The sequence below is a fragment of the Pseudomonas sp. 18058 genome (assembly GCF_902706155.1).
In the GTDB taxonomy this organism is placed as follows: Bacteria; Pseudomonadota; Gammaproteobacteria; order Pseudomonadales; family Pseudomonadaceae; genus Aquipseudomonas; species Aquipseudomonas rustica.
Window position 1 is genome coordinate 1 of sequence record NZ_CACSJY010000047.1, and the last position, 18,268, is coordinate 18,268.

Consider the following 18,268-nt stretch of genomic DNA (forward strand, 5'->3'; position numbering starts at 1 on the left):
CCCTCCACCACCACTCCCACCTTCCTTGGCCTGAACACTGGAAACCCCCGACAGACTGTCCGGGATCAGTACCGTGGACGCCGACAGAACTGCGCCGATGGCCATTGCGAGCACGAGCTTTTTAATGTGCATATCGTTCTCCGTCTTTGTGGTCTTGTTGGGAACGTGAGAGTGCGTTGTTGCAGGGATTCGACCCGTTCCCGAGGTCAGTGAATACTCGACGCCAGTTCGAAAATCGGGATGTACATCAGGATCACGATGACCCCGATGAGCAGGCCGATGAAGGTCATCAGCAGCGGTTCGAACAACTTCACGAACCACTCCAGCCAGCGGCTGATTTCCTCGTCGTAGAAGTCGGCGCTGCGTTCCATCATCTGCCCGAGGTTGCCGGACTGTTCGCCGGCGCGGAGCAGGCGCAGCGACACCGGCGTCACCAGGTGATTGAGCTCCAGCGCGGTAGACAACGATTGCCCCTCGCGCACCCGCTCGCAAGCCTGATCGAGCCGTACCCGCGACGCCACGGTGAGCAGGCCGCGCACCATGCTCATGGCGGTCACCAGCGGAATCCCGCCTTGCAGCAGAATCCCCAGCGAACGATAAAACCGCGCCAGCTCATACATGAAAATTCGCTGATGCACGGCCGGCAGTTTCTCCACCAGCCGATCCAGCCCACGACGAAACGCCGGCTGTTTTTGCAGGACGGCGAGGGCGATGACAATCGCCGCCAGCGCGCCAAAGAATTCCGCCTGATGCGCATGCAGAAACATGCCGCTGCTCATCAAGACCTGCGACAGCCACGGCAGGTTATTGCCCAACCCTTCAAACACCAGGCTGAAGCGCGGCACCACGTAACCCATCAAAAACAACACGACGCCGCCGCCGACCACCAACAACAGCATCGGGTAGATCGAGGCGCTGATGATCTTCTGCCGCACCTCGTCCATGCGCTGCCGATAGCTGACGTAGCGGCCCAGCGCATCGCCGACCGCGCCGGTCTTCTCGCTGGACTGCACCAGCGCCACGTACAGCGGCGGGAATACCGCCGATAACTGGCCCAGCGCCTGCGAAAACGATTTGCCCTCGTAGAGCAGGCGCACCAGCTCACTCAAGGTTTTCCGGGCAGCGGGGGCGGATTCTTTTTCGGCGAGGCTTTCCAGCGCATCAATCAACGGCAGGCCGGCGTTGAGCAGCGTGGTCAGTTCCTGGCTGAACAACACCAGATTGAAGGTCTCGCGCTGACGCAATCGCAGCGAACGCCAATGCTTGTCGGCGTGCGAACTGAGCACGCGCAGACCCTGATCCTCGGCAATCCGTCGCGCTTCGCTGTCGCCCGCTGCCTCGACGCTCAAGGACACCACGCCAGCCTTGCCGACCGCTTTCAAATGAAATCGCATGGGCCGCGCTCCGCTCACTGCCAATTGGTCACTTCGGCGTTTTCGCCTTCGCCACCGGGCTGGCCGTCCTTGCCCATCGACAGCAAGTCGTACTCGCTGTTTTCGCCGGGATAGCGATAGGCGTAACTACGCCCCCACGGATCCTGCGGCAGCTTTTTCTGCAAGTACGGGCCGGTCCATTTCGCCTCGTCACTCGGGGCGGTGACCAAGGCCTGCAAGCCCTGCTCGGTGGACGGGTAGTGACCGACTTCCAGTCGATACAAGTCGAGTGCTTTGCTCAGCCCTTCGATTTGCGCCTTGGCCACTTTCACTTCCGAGCGACCGAGTTGAGCGAAGTATTTCGGCGCGACGATCCCGGCCAACAGACCGAGCACCACCAGCACCACCAACAATTCGAGCAGGGTAAAACCGCGTTGGCCTCGCGGACGAAATTGCAGCTTCATGATGACCTCCCGTGAGTGGCAGCCGTGTCGCCTTAAGGGCTTATGCAATTGCCATGCTCAGCCCCACCGAAAACTGGTCGACACGCCGAAACCCTTGTAATTCGGGCCTTGCAAGAGTCGGCACAGTGCTTGCGTATGGCTCAAACGTGATCGGCCATTGGGGCATTTCCCCCAATTTATCGGGGCCGATCCGGGGAGGCCCGACATGAAATTTCTCGCCAGCGGATTGCTCGGTTGTGTGCTGCTCAGCGGCGCCGCGCAAGCCGATGTATTTATCTCGGTGGACGCCAAGGGCAGCTATGTACTGTCCAACGTTCACCGTCCCGGACGTACCTACGAACGGGTGATCCACGAGGCTGAAATGCCGGTCGCCAGCCTCGATCAGCAGCCGCAAATGATCGCCAATCAGCCCTACGCGGAACTGGTGTCGGCAGCGGCCAAAGTCAACGAATTGCCCGAAGCGTTGCTGCACGCGGTGATCAACGCCGAGTCGCATTACAACCCCGGCGCGACCTCACCCAAAGGCGCCGGCGGGTTGATGCAATTGATGCCCGACACCGCGCGCGAACTGGGTGTGACCGACGTCTATGACCCCAAGGCCAACATCCAGGGCGGGGCGAAATATCTCAAGCGTTTGATGACCCTCTTCGACAACGACATCGCCCTCGCCGTGGCGGCCTACAACGCCGGGCCCGACGCGGTGCTCAGCCGTGGCCGAGTGATTCCGCCGTTCGCCGAAACCCAGCGTTATGTACCGAATGTGTTGCGCCAGTACCGACGTTTGCAGGGCCTGGCGATGGACGCCCCGCTGTGACCCCAACCCGGTTTTCCCCACTTTCGGGGCAAACCCGGCAGCCCCGAAAATTGGGGCAAAGCGGTGGGGAATATGCCCCGGATTCTCAAGTCGCTGCAGTAACCGATTGAACGGTAAACGAATTTTTTGTGGCACGGGGATTGCTCCGAGGCATTTGTCGAGAAGTGTTCCCAAGAGCACCCACTACGAGGTTACTGATCATGGCTGGCATTCATCACGCTCCGTCTCTGTTCAACTGGCTGCTGATTCTGGCCTCGATGCTCAGCGTCGAGCTGGCCAGCGCGGCCGTGCGATGCGAGCGCAACCTGGTGGCCAACGTCGTCGCCTTCGATCAACCGCTGATGTTCAACCGCCTCGGTGCGCAGAACATCAACGGCATGATGTTCGCCCTGCGCCGCGACGTGGTGGATGACCGCAACATGTCGCTGGCCTACGGCGGTTCAGCGGTGCCGGGCAAGGTTTCGCTGCGCCCGGACAAGCGGCCACGGCCATTGGTGCTGCGCGTGGCGGCGGGTGATTGCCTGACGATCAATCTGCAAAACCTGCTCGACTATCAGGCCAACCCGAACAAGCACTTCGAGAATGAAGGTGAAGAAGAGGAAGGCGTCGAGAACGCCAACGCGGCTGAAGACTTCAAAGTCGATGAGCAAGTCGCTAATCGGCACGTCGGTTTCCAGGTCAATGGCCTGCAAGCGGTAAACAGCATCGATGACATTTCCTCGTTCACCGGGCGTAACGCCAACACCTTGGTGCCGCCGGGCGCGAGCCGTTCTTACACCCTGTACGCCGAGCGTGAAGGCGCGTTTGCCGTCAGCAGCCGTGGCGCAACCTTTGGTGGCGAGGGCGCGGCCGGCAACGTCGCCAATGGCTTGTTCGGCCAGGTTGTCGTCCTGCCCAAGGGCGGTCGTACCTATCGCAATACCCTCACCGAAGAAGAAATGCGCCTGGCCACCACGGGCCGCGCACCCACCGGCCAACCGATCGTCGACTATCAGGCGCGCTACCCGCAGCGCGAACCGTGGCTGCGCGAAGGCAAGGCCGGTACGCCGATCATCGGCATGGTCGACGGCAATGAAATCATCTCCAGCGAAAGCGATGCAATTGTCATGGGCAGCAAAGCCGACGGCAGCTTCCCACCCAGCACTTATCCGCTGGAATCGGTTGGCAAACGCAACCCAGCGATCCCTAATCGACTGGAAGCGTTCCGCGATTTCGCCTCGCAATTCCAGGACGAAACTGCCGCCACTCAAGCGTTTCCAGCCTATTGGGCTGATCCGGTGATGGCCCACGTGCTGGAGCCAACTCGCGATTCGTTCATGATCAATTACGGCTCGGGCGGCATGGGCGCCGAAGTGGTGGCCAACCGTTTGGGTGTCGGGCCGATGCACGATTGCCTGTCGTGCGCCTACGAAGAATTCTTCCTCAGCTCGCACACCGTCGGCGATGTGGCGATGCTGGTCGACGTGCCGGCCAACGCCGGGCTGGAAAACATCGCCCCTGGCCAGACACCCCGTGCCGATCAGATCGGGGTGAAAGCGACCATGGCCCTGTATCCGTCGGAGCCGTCGAACGTCAACCACAGCTACATCGGTGACTTCGTCAAATTCCGCAACACCCACAATGGTCATGAGCAGCACATCTTCCACTTGCACGGCCATCAGTGGCTGTTCAACCCCAACGACGACAACTCCGATTACGTCGATGCCCAGGGCATTGGCCCAGGCGCCGGTTACACCTATGAAATCGCCAACGGTGGTTCGGGCAACCGCAACCGCGTGGCCGGCGATGCGATCTATCACTGCCATTTCTATCCGCACTTTGCCCAAGGCATGTGGGCCATGTGGCGGGTGCACGACGTGTTTGAAGAGGGCACCCGGCTCGACGTTTCGCAGCAGGGCGCCGACGGTTATCACAGCGAACCGTTTGCCCTGCGCAGCGGTAAACCAGCGACCGGCGCGCGCGCGTTGCCTGACGGCGAAATCGTCGCCGGCACACCGATTCCGGCCATCGTGCCGCTACCGGGCAAAGCCATGGCACCGATGCCGGGCAAAGTCGTGGTCGTGCCGAAAATCGGTGAAACCCTGATCGCCGGCAATGATGATGACGAGGATGAAGAAGAGGACGACGACGGCGAACATCACGGTGGCAGCGCCGGTGGTCAAGCCATCGGTTCGCTGGCGCTGGTCGATCGCAGCGAAGCCAACCGCAATGCCGACGGCAGCCTGAAAAACCCGGGCTATCCATTCTGGATCGGTGGCATGGAAAGCTCGGTGGGCCAACGTCCACCAACCCCGCCGCTGGACATGCTCGACGCGGCTACCGCGCAATCGCTCAAGGCCAGCGGCAAAGCGCTGTGGGCCAACCTTGACCCGGCGCAATCCGGTGGTTGGGATGGCGGCTTGCAACGGCATACCCTCGACGGCGTCTCGGCCGGTGGCGAAGCGCACACCGTGACCACCTCGCTGGATTTCTCCAAGGAAGTCACCCGCGCCAAACCGATTTACCTGCCGGAAGAAGGCACCGAAGTCGAACAAGCGGCGATGGCCTTTCACGCCAAAAAAGATCACCCAAGCTATGCCTTGCTGCCCGGCAATCAAGTGGTGGCCAAGGCGTTCCGTACCAACGGTGCCTTGCCAATGGCCGGCGCACCGTACTACGAACCGTGCATGGACGATCGGCAAAAGCGCCTGACCAGCAGCGCCGGCAGCGGTGAGTTTGCCAGCGGAGACCGCATCGACGGCATGTCCTTTGTCGGCGCTTCAAGCTTCACTGCCGACCGCCCTCGGATCTACAAAGCCGCCAATATTCAGTTCGACGCGGTGTACAACAAGGTCGGTTATCACTTCCCGCAGGCGCGCATTCTGGCGCTGTGGGAAGACGCCTGGCCGGTGATCACCAAGCAGCGTCCGCCAGAGCCGCTGGTGATGCGCATGAACACCTTCGATTGCGTGCAATACCAGCAAACCAACCTGGTGCCGGCCACTTACGAGATGGACGACTATCAGGTGCGCACGCCGACCGATGTGATCGGCCAGCATATTCACCTGCCGAAGTGGGATCTGACCTCGGCGGACGGCTCGTCCAATGGCTGGAACTACGAGGACGGCGTGCTCTCGCCGGGCGCCGTGCAGGAACGCATTCACGCGATCCGCGAGTTCAACCAGTGCGCCGCCACCGATCCGCGCGACGGCACACAGGCGTGCCCGAAAGCCAAAAACCATCCGTTCTTCGGTCAGTACGGCCGCGCCGATTGGCTCGGTGCGCGCACGGCGATGCAGCGTTGGTTCGTTGATCCGGTGGTGAACATCAAAGGCGTAGATCGTGGCCTTGGCACCATTTTCACTCACGACCACCTGGGCCCATCGACGCACCAGCAGATTGGTCTGTACGCCACCGTGTTGGCCGAGCCGGCCGGTTCGACCTGGTTCCATGCGGAAACCGGCGAGCCTCTGTACAGTGGCGCGCGTCAGGACGGCGGGCCGACCTCGTGGCAAGCGGTGATCAATACCGGCGACCTCGATGGCGACGGCAAAAATGACAGCTTCCGCGAGTTCTTCCTCGAATACAGCGACTTCCAGCACGCCTATGAAGCCGGCGTCTATGTCGGTGCCGGCCCTAACGGCGTGCCGAATGCGCAAGCGTTCCCGGCGACTGCCGACAGCTTCCGCTATGCGATCAATCCGCCAGTGCGCAACAACGCTAGCAACCTGCTCGAAGGCGTGCTGGAAGTGCAGGGCGGTCAGGTGCCGGGCTGCCCGAGCCGGCCATGTCCGCAGGCAATTTCGGTGGATGATCCGGGCATGTTCGTCGTCAACTATCGCAACGAGCCGCTGGCCCTACGCGTTTACGATCCGAACAAGGTCGGCCCGGATGGCAAGCGCGGCATGCAGGCTGATGGCCTCGGCGGCGATCTGTCGTTCGCCATGCAAAGCCGTACCGACCGCGCAATTCCGGCGATGAACCTGGCGCCGAATCTGCTCACCGCCGCTACCGGGCCTACCGGCGGCACCACGCTGTTTCCGCCGCACATCAACAAGGGCGGCGCTGAACCTGGCGACCCGTTCACACCGATGCTGCGCACCTACACCGGCGACAACGTGCGGCTGCGGGTGCATGCCGGCGGCCATGAGGAAGAGCACAACGTCACCCTGCACGGTGTGAAATGGCTGCAGAGCGGTTCCGGGTTCGGCAACAGTTCCAACTCCGGCTGGCGCGCCTCGCAAATGATCGGCATCTCCGAGCAGATGGGCTTCATAGCGCCGGTGTCGATGCTCTCCAGTTCCGCTGCGACCACGGGTGATTATCTGTACTCGATGGACGCTTCGATCGAAGGCTACTGGAGCGGTATCTGGGGCGTGATGCGTAACTACACCGCCAAACGCGCCGACCTGTTCGCCATCCCCAACAACCCGACCCCGGCGGGCATGCGCAATACCGTGGCGTTCGAGGGCAGTTGCCCACGGATCAGCGCCAACCCCAACGGCATCGGCACGCGGCCGACGGTACAGCGCAACTATGAAGTGGTCGCGGCGCTGGCCAATGACATCCTCGGCAATGCGCTGGGCCTGACCATTGGCGATCCGCAAGGGCTTGGTCAGCATGTCGGCGGGCCGCTGAATCCGGCGGGCGGCACCCTGGTGCTGAACTCGCGCACGGTGAGCATTCCACAAGTCACCGTGACCGATCCGGAGGATGGCGAAACCATCACCATCGGCGGGCAGAGCGGGCCGTTGCATGACCCGACCGCGATCCTTTATGTGCGTAAATCCGATCTGGATCCGCTCAGCGGCAAGCTCAAACCCGGCATCCCGGTTGAACCGCTGGTGCTGCGTGCGGCGGCAGGGGATTGCATCAACATCACCCTGGAAAACCGTCTGCCGAGCGTGATGCCCGACCTGACGCAAACCGCAGTGATGCAAGGCATGGTCAAGCGTGATCGCAACAGCGGTCTGGGTTCGACCACCTTCAGCAACAACCTGATGCGGCCGTCCAGCCACGTCGGCCTGCACGCACAGTTGCTGGCGTATGACATCACCAAATCCGACGGCGCCAACGTCGGCGCCAACCCGATCCAGACCGTGCCACCGCGCGTCGGCAACAGCGGCGCGTACCCGACCCGTACCTATCAGTACTACGCCGGGCACCTGGAACGTGAAGGCAAACCGGTGACTCAACTGGGCCGCAGCGTCGACAACATCAATGCCACGGCGGTGGAGTTCGGCGGCTTGAATTTCACCCCGGCGGACGTGATCAAGCAACCGCAAAAAGGTCTCGGCGGGGCGATGAGTATTCTGCCGATCGGCGCGACCTGGGTTGACGATGCACGCAAGGTCAACGCCACGGTTACGGCGCCTGGGCAGACCAGCTACCGCGACTTCGCGATGGTCTGGCACAAGGCGCTGAATACCCGTTGGGCCAATGGCCGGCCGGTGGAAGGGATTGCCGCTGAAGGCTTCGGCGTGCCGACCGATCCGCAGGACAACTCAAGCATGGCGATCAACTACAAGACCGAGCCGCTGTGGTACCGCTTCGGCCTCGCCCCGGACGCGCCGTTTGGTCATGCCGATGGCGCGGGTTATGGCGACATGGTCAATGCGCACATGGCTTACAGCAATGCGCTGGTGGGTGGCGATCCGCAGACGCCGGTGCTCTACGCCAAACCGGGGCAGCCGTTCCGTACGCATATTCTGATGCCGAGCGGTGGCAGTCGCGGCACCACGTTCCAGCTCGACGGGCACGTCTGGTCGGTGAACCCGTTCCAGGCCGAGAAGAGCGATGTCGGTGGTTATCCGATGGGCTCGCCGGGCGTGGGCTCCGTGCGCTTCGGCTACAACCCGATGTCGATGTACATCGGCGCCCACGAAAGCATCCTGCCGGCCGCGCACTTCAGCTTCATGATCCCGAGCGCTGGCGGCAGCAATGCGATCCCCGGCGACTACCTGTTCCGCGACTACGCCGCCTACGGCAACACCTCCGGATTATGGGGCTTGCTGCGCGTGACCAATGAACCGGAACCGGCGCCGCAGGGGCAGTAGACACGACGCCAATATCCCCGTGGATGCAAATCCCATGTGGGAGCGGGCTTGCTCGCGAAGAGGCCGGCACAGGCAACAGGTGTGGTGGCTGGCAGATTGCTTTCGCGAGCAAGCTCGCTCCCACAGGGGGCCGGTGGTTGGCAGTGAGGATGCGGTAGGAATGCAAATCCCATGTGGGAGCGAGCTTGCTCGCGAAGAGGGCGGCACAGGCAACAGGTGGGGTGGCTGGCAGATTGCTTTCGCGAGCAAGCTCGCTCCCACAGGGTCTGCGGTTGGCAGTTAGCTTGGCGGGATGCATGCAAATCCCCTGTAGGAGTGAGCCTGCTCGCGATTGGGGCAACTCGGTTTTCGATGGTGGGGCGGATGACGCCATCGCGAGCAGGCTCACTCCTACAAGGATCTGCGGTGGGCAGTGAGGAAGTGGGATGAATGCAAATCCCTTGTGGGAGCGGGCTTGCTCGCGAAGAGGGCGGCACAGGCAACAGATGGGGTGGCTGGCATTGCTTTCGCGAGCAAGCCCGCTCCCACAGTGGGCAGTGGTGGCGGTGAGGAAGTGGGATGAATGCAAATCCCTTGTGGGAGCGGGCTTGCTCGCGAAGAGGGCGGTACAGGCAACAGGTGGGGTGGCTGGCATTGCTTTCGCGAGCAAGCCCGCTCCCACAGGGATCGCGTCGTTTGGCTGGAATGCGTAGGGGAGTGAAAGATGAACAGGATCATCAACATCATCGGTATTTGCACGCTGGCCATGGCCGGGGCGTTGTTGACGCTGAGTGAGATTGCGCTGGCGCAAACCGGCGCGGGGCAGACGCTGAACCGTGATGGCGTGGCGGTGGATTTCGATCTCAAGCCACTGGCCGCCGACGGCAAACTGCGTGAAGGCGAGTTCGCCGATGTGCAGTTCCGCATCCGCGACAGCGCCTCCGGCCAGCCGCTGTCCGGTGTGGCCCCGGGTGCCTGGGTCGATCCGCAAACCCTCGCTGCCGATAAGGCCCAGGGCCGCGAGCAGAGCTGCAAAGCCCGGGTCGGCGTGTTCCTCAAATCCAACATCGGCGCACGGCCGTTGCTCGACCTCAACAGCTATTTCCTGCTGGTGATGAACCGCGACGCGAGCATCGCCGTGGTCGATCCATCAGTGTCGGTCGGCGGCATCACCAGCACCCTTGCGCGGATCGAGCTCAAGCAGCCGCCGATGGATTGGGTCACCCCCAAAGACAACAAACGCGTCTACGTTTCCATGCCGACTGCCGGTGAAATCGCCGTCATCGACAGCGAACAATTCAAAGTCATCGACTCGATCAGCGCCGGCAGCCAACCGTTTCGCGTCGCCCTGCAACCGGACGAACGCCTGCTCTGGGTCGGCAACAACGCGAGCAAAACCGAAGACTCCGGCGTCACCGTGATCGACGCCCAAAGCCTCAAATCCCTCAAACATTTACAGACCGGACGCGGCCACCACGAAATCACCTTCAGCAAGGACAGCCGTTTCGCCTTCGTCAGCAACCGCGACGACGGCACCGTCAGCGTGATCGACATCGCCACTCTGAACATCGTCGAGCAGATCAAAACCGGCTCCCACCCGTTATCCGTCGCCTATTCGGCATTGTCCGGCGCCGTCTACGTCGCCGATGGCAAGGACGGCACCGTCACCGTGATCGACGCCAGCACCCACGCCATCCGCCGGGTGCTGAAACTGCAACAAGGCCTCGGCCCGATGGGCTTCAGCGCCGACGGCCGCTTCGGTGTGGTACTCAATACCGTGGAAAACCGCGCCAGCGTCATCGATGCCGCGACCAACAGCGCCATCCATGATCTGGAGGTCAGCGCCGAACCCTACCAAGTGGTGTTCACCCAGGCCTATGCCTACATCCGCGGACTCGCTTCACCGAAAGTCACCATGATCAACCTGTCCTCGCTCGGCGAAGGTCGCCAGCCGATCAGCCAGGGTTTCGAAGCCGGGCCGCAAGCACCGCGCCTGGCCGGTGACTTGCCGCTGGCCTCCAGCCTCGTCGTCTCACGTGACGACAACGCAGTGTTCGTGGTCAACCCGGTCGACAACACCACCTACTTCTACGCCGAAGGCATGAACGCGCCGATGTCCGGTTACCCCAACCGTGGCCAGATCGCCCGCGCCGCGATGGTCATCGACCGCAGTCTGCGTGAAGTTTCGCCGGGCCTGTACAGCGCGCGGGTGAAACTGCCGGCAGCGGGGCGTTTCGACGTGGCCTTTCTGCTCAACCAACCGAACATCATTCACTGCTTTACCGCGCAGATTGATCCTGACGGCAAACCGCAAAAACACCTCGGCCAGCCGAAAGTCGAGTTCCTCCTCGACAAGACTGCCGTGGCGCTCAACGACCCGTATGTCGTGCGCTTCCGCATCGTTCAAGGCAAAGACAAAACCCAGCGCAGCGGCGTTAAAGACGTGCAGCTGCGCTACTACCTCGCGCCCACTTCACACCCGCGTGAAGTCGCGGCACTGGAAGTCGCCGACGGTGTGTACGAAGCGCCGATCAGCCTCGACCGCAGCGGCGCCTGGTACCTGCATGTGCGCGCCGCCTCGCTGGGCGCCGGTTTCGATGACAAGACCTTTGCCAGTGTTCGGGTCACCCCCGACCAGGCCCGTTGAAGAGGAGTTTCGACATGAACCGATTTGCATCCACTGGCCTGCTGACCCTGTGCCTGTTGAGCCTCGGCGTTCAACACGCCAATGCCCACTCGGCAGACGAACACGCCGGACACAAAGCCCCCGTCAGCAGCACGCAAGAACACGCCCAGGTCAAGTTCGCCAACGTGCCGCTGCTCGACCAGACCGGCAAAACCGTGCGCCTCGAACAAGACCTGGTGCAGGGCAAAATTGTCGTGATGAGTTTCATCTACACCAGTTGCACGACGGTGTGCCCGGTGGTCTCGTCGATCATGGGCAAGGTGCAGAAACAGCTCGGCGCGCGGGTCGGCAAGGAAGTGCAACTGGTCTCGATCAGCATCGACCCGCAACGCGACGACCCGAAACGCCTGCAGGATTACGCCCGCACTTTTCAGCGCGGCCCGGGCTGGAGCTGGCTGACCGGTTCACCACAATCGATCAATGAAACCCTCAAAGGCCTCGGCAGTTTCAGTGGCGACCTCAAGAATCATCAGCCGTTGATCCTCGTCGGCGACGGCAATAACCGCCACTGGATGCGCTACTACGGCTTCACCGATCCAGAGCTGCTGGCCAAGGAAGTCGAGAAGCTCAGCGGCCTGCGCACCCACGCCAAACACACCGCCATCGCCATGGAGCAACAGCCATGAGACTGCTCGACTGGATCTCCCTGACCGTGTGTTTCTGGATTTTCAGCAACGTCGCGTTCGCCCACGAAGGTCACGTTCAAGAGCCGCCGGCGACGGTTGCCGCTGCCCCGGCCAAAGGCACGCACGACGCAAAAACCTGGTTCACCGACACGCCGTTGCAGGATCAGAACGGCGAGACCCTGCGCTTCTACAGCGACGCCCTGCAAAACCGCATCGTTCTGCTCAACGTGATTTTCACCAGTTGCAACGATGCCTGCCCGCTGATCACCCGCAAGCTCAAGGAGGTTCGCGAGCTGCTCGGCGACAAGGCGCAGGACATCACCTTCATTTCCCTTACCAGTGACCCGCTGCGCGACACGCCGGCGGTGCTCAAGGCTTACACCTTGAAGCAGGGTTCCGATGACCCTCATTGGCTTTTTCTCACCGGCGATAAGGCGCAGATGGATCTGGTGCTGAGTCGCATCGGCCAGATCGTGCCGACGCCCGAGCAGCACTCGACGCAGTTGATCGTTGGGGATGTCGCCAACAAACGCTGGAGCAAAATTCGCCCCGACGCCCCGGCCGCCGCCATTGCCCAGCGCTTGCAGTTGCTGACAATGCCCGTGGCCGATCGCTGAGCCCGCGCCATGAAACGCTGCCGCGTACTCGCCCTGATCCTGCTCGCTGGCATCAGCCTCGGCGCGCATGCTGCGCCGCTGACCTCGGAAGAAGCGGCGGGCAAACGCCTGTACCGTCAAGGTCTGTCAGCCAGCGGCGAGGCGATCATGGCGCGGGTCGGCGCGGCGGACGTGTTGCTGCCGGCCACCAGCCTGCCGTGCGCGAACTGTCACGGCGCCGACGGCCTCGGTCGGCCCGAGGGCGGCTTACGTCCGCCGCCGCTGAACTGGGCACGACTGACCAGCACCTACGGCCAGCAGCAGGTCAACGGCCGCAGTTATCCGGCCTATAACGAAAGCACGCTGGCAACGGTGATTCAGCAGGGCCGCGATCCCGGCCACAATCGCCTCGACCCGAGCATGCCGCGCTTTCTGCTGTCGATGAAGGATCAGCGCAATCTCACCGCCTATCTCAAGCGCCTGGCCGATGAGCGCGACCCCGGTCTCGACGCCGAGACCTTGCACCTCGGCACGTTATTGCCGAGCCAAGGCCCGTTGGCCGAGGAGGGCATGACCATTGCAGCGGTGCTCAACGGCAGTGTCGCGCGGATCAATCAGGCCGGCGGCATTCACGGTCGGCAACTGCGCCTGACGGTGATCGACCCCGGCCCGGATCGCGCCAGTGCCGAACAGGCCTTGCAGCAACTGATCGAGCAGGAACAGGTGTTTGCGCTGATCGCGCCGATGGTGCCAGCCCTCGACAGCGAACTCGGCCCGCGTCTGGAACAGGCCGGCGTGCCGCTGATCGGCGCGCTGTCGTTGCTCGGCTCGATGCAGGCCAGTCCACAGATTTTCGAGCCGTTGCCCGGTTTGCGCGAGCAACTGATCGCCTTGGCCGACTACGCCACGGCGAGCCTGCGCGTGCTGCAAGGGCCGACGTTGATCGCTTATCCCGCTGACCCGATGCAGACGCAAGCCGCGCAAAACCTCGGTCAGTATTTGCAGGATCACGGCTGGCAGAACGTCCATCTGCAAGCCTACGACCCGGCGGCGGAGGCGCTGCCGTTAGGTTCGCGCTCGGTGTTTTATCTGGGCAGCGGCGGTGGTTTCAGTCGTCTGGCGACGAGGCTGCAGGGCGCCGGGCAGGTGCCGTACCTGTTCGCGGCATCGAGCCAGGTGGCCGGTGATCTGCTGCAAGTGCCCAGCGGCTTTACCCGTCGCGTGTTTCTCGCCTATCCGTTCGTGCCCAGCGACTGGACGCAGGCCGGACGCATCGGTCTGACGCTTTTACGCGAGGGCCAAGGCCTCGGCGCCCAGCATGCGGTGCTGCAAGTCGGCGCCTACGCCTCGATGCTGCTGCTCAGCGAAGGCATGAAACAGGCCGGTCGCGACGCCAGCCGCGAAAAACTGGTGACGGCGCTGGAAGGCCTGCACGACTTCGACACCGGCCTGACCCCGCGCCTGAGTTTCGGCCCCGGTCGACGCCTGGGCTTGAGCGGCGCGCACGTGGTCACCGTGGATCTGCCGGATCAGCATTTTTATCTGGTCGCACCCTACAAACCGATTGTTGCCAGCCCCTGAACGGAGGCCCCGATCATGAAGCTCACAAGGCTGTTAATGCTGCTGACTTGCTGGCTCCCGGCGGTCTGGGCCAACAACGAACCGGCGGTGGCGCGGGTCAATGGCGAGGAAATTTCTGGCTATCGCTTCGAGCGATTTTTTGCCGAATACCTCGAAGATCAGGGCCGCGCGGTGGCGAGCATTCGTAATCCCAAAGCCTATAAACAGCTGCGACAGGCTGCGCTGCAAACGCTGATCGACAAGGAATTGCTCTGGCAGGAATCGCAAAAACGTGGCGTGCAGATTGACGAGCAAGCGGTGCGTCAACAGATCGAGCAGATGCGCAGTGCCATCGGTGGCCCGGACAAATTCCAGCGTCGCTTGCAGGATGCCGGTTTCGACGAGGTTTCCTTTACCGAGTACACCCGCCGCGAATTGGCCGCACAGCAGGTATTCGCCGAGCTGATCCGCGCGAACACCTTGCAACCCCGGCAACTGTTGATCCGCGTGCCAGCGCAAGCCGATGCAGCCACAGTGGCCGCAGCGCGTCTACGCTTGATGCAAATGCGCGCCTCGATCATCAGCGGGGCAGCGCTCGCCAGCCAACCGGTGCGTTCACCGTTCGGCTGGCATGTGATTTATTTGCAGAACCACTTGGAGGCCGCCGATGTCCCAGATTTACAGGGGCTGGACACAGTCAGGGCACAGCTCGCCCGACAGCAACAGACCCAGGCTCGTCGCCAAGTGCTCGCGCAATTACGGGTGCAGAACAGGATCGAACGAATTGACGACGACTGAAGGTTCCCCCCCAATAGTGGGGAATGGCTTCGATGCCCATTCAGGTGCTTCCCCGTTTCTGGGGAACGGGGTACCGGGACGAGCGGGCATTGTCATTAATTTCAAGGACATGAAGACATAAAATTACCGGCACTCAGCCTGGCATGAAGTGTGCGTTACCACGTGTAAGGCGCACTCTCAGGGCGGGGTCATCGGACCTGCTGTTTCAAGGAGTCGACCTTGGTTAACAAAGTACTGGTTGTCGAAGACGAACAGCTGCTCGCACAAAACCTTCAGGATTATCTGTCGGCGCAGGGGCTGGACGTCCGGATTGCACATGACGGAGCGACGGCGATCGGCCTGGCCGAAACCTTTGCCCCCGACGTGCTGGTGTTCGATTACCGCTTGCCCGATATGGAAGGCTTTGAGGTGCTCGACGCAGTCCGCCAGAACAGGACGTGCCATTTTGTGCTGATAACGGGTCACCCGACCGCCGAAGTCTGTGAGCGGGCGCGGCAACTGGGGGTCAGCCACATCCTGTTCAAACCGTTTCCTTTGGCGGAACTGGCCCGAGCGGTCTGCGACCTTCTTGGCATCAAGCGTGAAGCGAAACCCGGTGCGAGCCCTTCCGAGGGCTTTGTCGAACGACGCCAGAGCAGGACCGAGAGCTTCCCGTTGCAGTTGTACGATGGCAGTTGGGTGTTGGCGGATCGGCGACGACAGTTGCACGCCATGGCACCGGACGACGATCAAATGCTCACCGGGGAGTAATGGCGCGATCAGACGTTCCGGCACTTGCCGCCAAGGTTTGCCGCGCCGACAGGGCTCTAAGCCCCGGTTGGAGAGCAAGCCATGGAACGTCTGTCCGTTGTCGTCGAACCACTGCCGGCCGAAAGTGCCCCTGCGCATTTTTCCAGTGAACATTTTTCCAGCGAGCAGTTGTCCCAGGCCCGGGCGCGGGCCGCCACTTCCGGCGAACGCATCCTCGAGGCGCTCGGCGTGTTGTGCGAACTGGCAGCGATGCCGTTCATTCAAGCCCTCGGCGCCACCCTGCATTACCCGGTGCTCGACACCGACAGCCTGTTTGCCGCGACGCCGGTGTTTGACCGGGTCACCCTCGCGCAATGCCTGAAACGTGAATTCATCCTGCTGCGCCACAACGACGAAGTCATCGGCGTGTTTGCCGATCCCTTCGACCCGGCACGGCTGGCCTGGATTGATGATTGCCTGCACGGCGCGCCGTTGTATCTGGTGCACGCCGATGACCTCAAAGCCTATCTGGCCCGCCACGAAGAAAGCTTCCACGCCGTCGAATCGCTCAACGCACAAGGCGACACTCACCACGAAGTCGATACCCTGCAAAGCCTGTCGCTGACCAGCATCAGCGAAGACGCCAGCAGCGTGGTGAAGCTGGTCAACTCGACCCTCTACGACGCGCTGAAAATGCACGCCAGCGACATCCACCTCGGCACCACCGGCAACGGTCTGGTGATCAAGTACCGCATCGACGGCGTGCTCAACAACATCAGCAAAGTCCAGGGTGCCGAGTTCTCCGAGCAGGTGATCTCACGGGTCAAGGTCATGGCCGAACTGGACATCGGCGAGAAACGCGTGCCGCAGGACGGTCGCTTCAAGATCGGCATCAGTGGCCGCCAGATTGATTTTCGTGTGTCGATCATGCCGAGCATTTTCGGCGAAGACGCGGTGCTGCGTGTGCTCGACAAACAGGATCTGGCCGACAAGGTTTGCGGCGTGCAATTGCAGGCGTTGGGCTTTGAAGACGAAACCCTGCGCCAGTTGCGCCGGCTCGCCGCCGAACCCTACGGCATGGTGCTGGTCACCGGCCCGACCGGCAGCGGCAAAACCACCACGCTGTACGCGATGATCACCGAGATCAACCATGGCGTGGACAAGATCATCACCATCGAAGACCCGGTCGAATATCAATTGCCGGGGGTGCTGCAAATCCCGGTCAACGAGAAAAAAGGCCTGACTTTCGCCCGGGGGCTGCGCTCGATCCTGCGCCACGACCCGGACAAAATCATGGTCGGCGAGATCCGCGACCCGGACACCGCGCAGATCGCCGTGCAATCGGCGCTCACCGGCCACTTGGTGTTCACCACCATCCACGCCAACAACGTTTTCGACGTGATCGGCCGCTTCACCCAAATGGAAATCGACCCGTACAGCCTGGTCTCGGCGCTCAACGCGATTCTCGCCCAGCGCCTGATCCGGCTGGTGTGCGCCAGTTGCAGCGCGCCGGTCAACCCGAGCGATGAAGAGCTGCGCGCCTCCGGCCTCGATCCGCAGAAAGTCGACCATTACCACTTCGTCCACGGCAAGGGCTGCGGTCATTGCCGGGGCAGCGGTTATCGCGGGCGCACGGCGATTGCCGAGTTGTTGCACCTCGATGACGAACTGCGCCAGATGATCGTCGAGCGCCAACCGATCAAACAAATCAAAGCCCTGGCCTGCGCCCGTGGTTTGCGCCTGCTGCGTGAATCGGCGCTGGAGCTGGTGGAACAAGGTCGCACCACGCTGGAGGAGATCAACCGTGTCACATTTATCTCGTGAGCGTTTTGTCGCCGTGCTCGGCGCCAGCGGTGTTGGCTTGGGGCAGCGGCGTGGCAGCGACACCCTGTGGCTGGGCAGCGTCGGGTACATCGACGAAGGCTTCCAGAGCTACGCGGTGGCGCTGGACACCCTCGACCGCCTGCTCGGTGAACACGCCCGTGCCGGTGCCGAATTGAGCGTGGTCATCTCCGGCCACTTCAGCCGTTTTTGCCTGGTGCCGTGGAGCGCGCAGATCAGCAGCCCTGAGGAGCTGCGCGGCTTTGCCCAACTGTGTTTCGAAGACCTGTTTGGCGCGCCAACCCAAGCCTGGAGTCTGGTGCTGTCCGCCGAACCGGCCGGGTACGACCGCATCGCCAGCGCCTTGCCGCAGGACTTGCTGGAACGCTTGCGGGTGCTGGTCAGCGGTCGCGGTTTGCGTCTGCGTTCGGTGCAGCCGTACCTGATGGCGGCGTTCAACCGTTTCGACAAAAGCCTCGATGCCGGCGACTTCCTCTTTGTTGTCGCCGAGCCGCAACGCAGCGTGTTGTTGCTGGCAAGGGAAGGGCGCTGGGCCGGCGTGCGTTCGGTCGGCGGCAGCGACAGCGATGCCGCGCTGAGTGCCTTGATCGGTCGCGAACGGCAACTGCAGGCCTCGACCAGCGAACGCGCGTTCAACGTTTATCTGCATGCACCGGCGCGCCTCGATGCCCATCCGGACGTGGCGGGTGTGCAGTTGCGCACCCTTGAAGACGACTCGATGACTGTGCGTGACGGCTTGTACGTCATGTCCCGGGCGGTGGCCTGA

General features: G+C 62.4%; 12 protein-coding genes. 10 read left to right on the forward strand and 2 right to left on the reverse strand.

Annotated features, from left to right (window positions below; translation table 11 throughout):
- Nucleotides 1–206: 206 nt before the first annotated feature.
- Together GVL50_RS21730 and gspG are read right to left on the reverse strand one after the other, a co-directional pair.
- A complete protein-coding gene (locus GVL50_RS21730; protein ID WP_159815027.1) occupies nt 207–1,394 on the reverse strand; it encodes a type II secretion system F family protein in 1,188 nt (395 codons plus the stop codon).
- 14 nt (nt 1,395–1,408) lie between these two features.
- Nucleotides 1,409–1,837, reverse strand: coding sequence for a type II secretion system major pseudopilin GspG (gspG, locus tag GVL50_RS21735; protein ID WP_053119057.1), 429 nt, complete (start codon nt 1,835–1,837; stop codon nt 1,409–1,411).
- Between the two features lie 205 nt (nt 1,838–2,042).
- On the opposite strand from gspG, the gene GVL50_RS21740 reads away from it, so the two are divergent.
- The 10 genes from GVL50_RS21740 (at nt 2,043) to GVL50_RS21785 (ending at nt 18,268) form a co-directional block, all read left to right on the forward strand.
- A complete protein-coding gene (locus GVL50_RS21740; RefSeq protein ID WP_038364844.1) occupies nt 2,043–2,651 on the forward strand; it encodes a lytic transglycosylase domain-containing protein in 609 nt (202 codons plus the stop codon).
- 200 nt (nt 2,652–2,851) lie between these two features.
- Nucleotides 2,852–8,686: a manganese-oxidizing multicopper oxidase MnxG gene (gene mnxG / locus GVL50_RS21745; protein WP_159815028.1), complete on the forward strand. Its 5,835-nt coding sequence runs from the start codon at nt 2,852–2,854 to the stop codon at nt 8,684–8,686.
- Nucleotides 8,687–9,389: 703 nt separating this feature from the next.
- Nucleotides 9,390–11,312: a YncE family protein gene (locus GVL50_RS21750; RefSeq protein ID WP_159815029.1), complete on the forward strand. Its 1,923-nt coding sequence runs from the start codon at nt 9,390–9,392 to the stop codon at nt 11,310–11,312.
- A gap of 14 nt (nt 11,313–11,326) precedes the next feature.
- Complete coding sequence (locus GVL50_RS21755) at nt 11,327–11,977, forward strand: SCO family protein (protein ID WP_159815030.1); 651 nt, start codon at nt 11,327–11,329, stop codon at nt 11,975–11,977.
- Nucleotides 11,974–12,594: an SCO family protein gene (locus GVL50_RS21760; protein ID WP_159815031.1), complete on the forward strand. Its 621-nt coding sequence runs from the start codon at nt 11,974–11,976 to the stop codon at nt 12,592–12,594. Before GVL50_RS21755 ends, GVL50_RS21760 begins: the two co-directional genes overlap by 4 nt.
- Nucleotides 12,595–12,603: 9 nt before the next feature.
- On the forward strand, nt 12,604–14,154 hold the full coding sequence (locus GVL50_RS21765; protein ID WP_159815032.1) for an ABC transporter substrate-binding protein: 1,551 nt from the start codon (nt 12,604–12,606) through the stop codon (nt 14,152–14,154).
- Between the two features lie 15 nt (nt 14,155–14,169).
- Complete coding sequence (locus GVL50_RS21770) at nt 14,170–14,931, forward strand: SurA N-terminal domain-containing protein (RefSeq protein ID WP_159815033.1); 762 nt, start codon at nt 14,170–14,172, stop codon at nt 14,929–14,931.
- Between the two features lie 219 nt (nt 14,932–15,150).
- Nucleotides 15,151–15,681: a response regulator gene (locus tag GVL50_RS21775; RefSeq protein WP_008086646.1), complete on the forward strand. Its 531-nt coding sequence runs from the start codon at nt 15,151–15,153 to the stop codon at nt 15,679–15,681.
- 81 nt (nt 15,682–15,762) lie between these two features.
- A complete protein-coding gene (locus GVL50_RS21780) occupies nt 15,763–17,484 on the forward strand; it encodes a GspE/PulE family protein (protein ID WP_159815034.1) in 1,722 nt (573 codons plus the stop codon).
- A complete protein-coding gene (locus tag GVL50_RS21785; protein ID WP_159815035.1) occupies nt 17,465–18,268 on the forward strand; it encodes a hypothetical protein in 804 nt (267 codons plus the stop codon). The genes GVL50_RS21780 and GVL50_RS21785 overlap by 20 nt, the downstream gene beginning before the upstream one ends.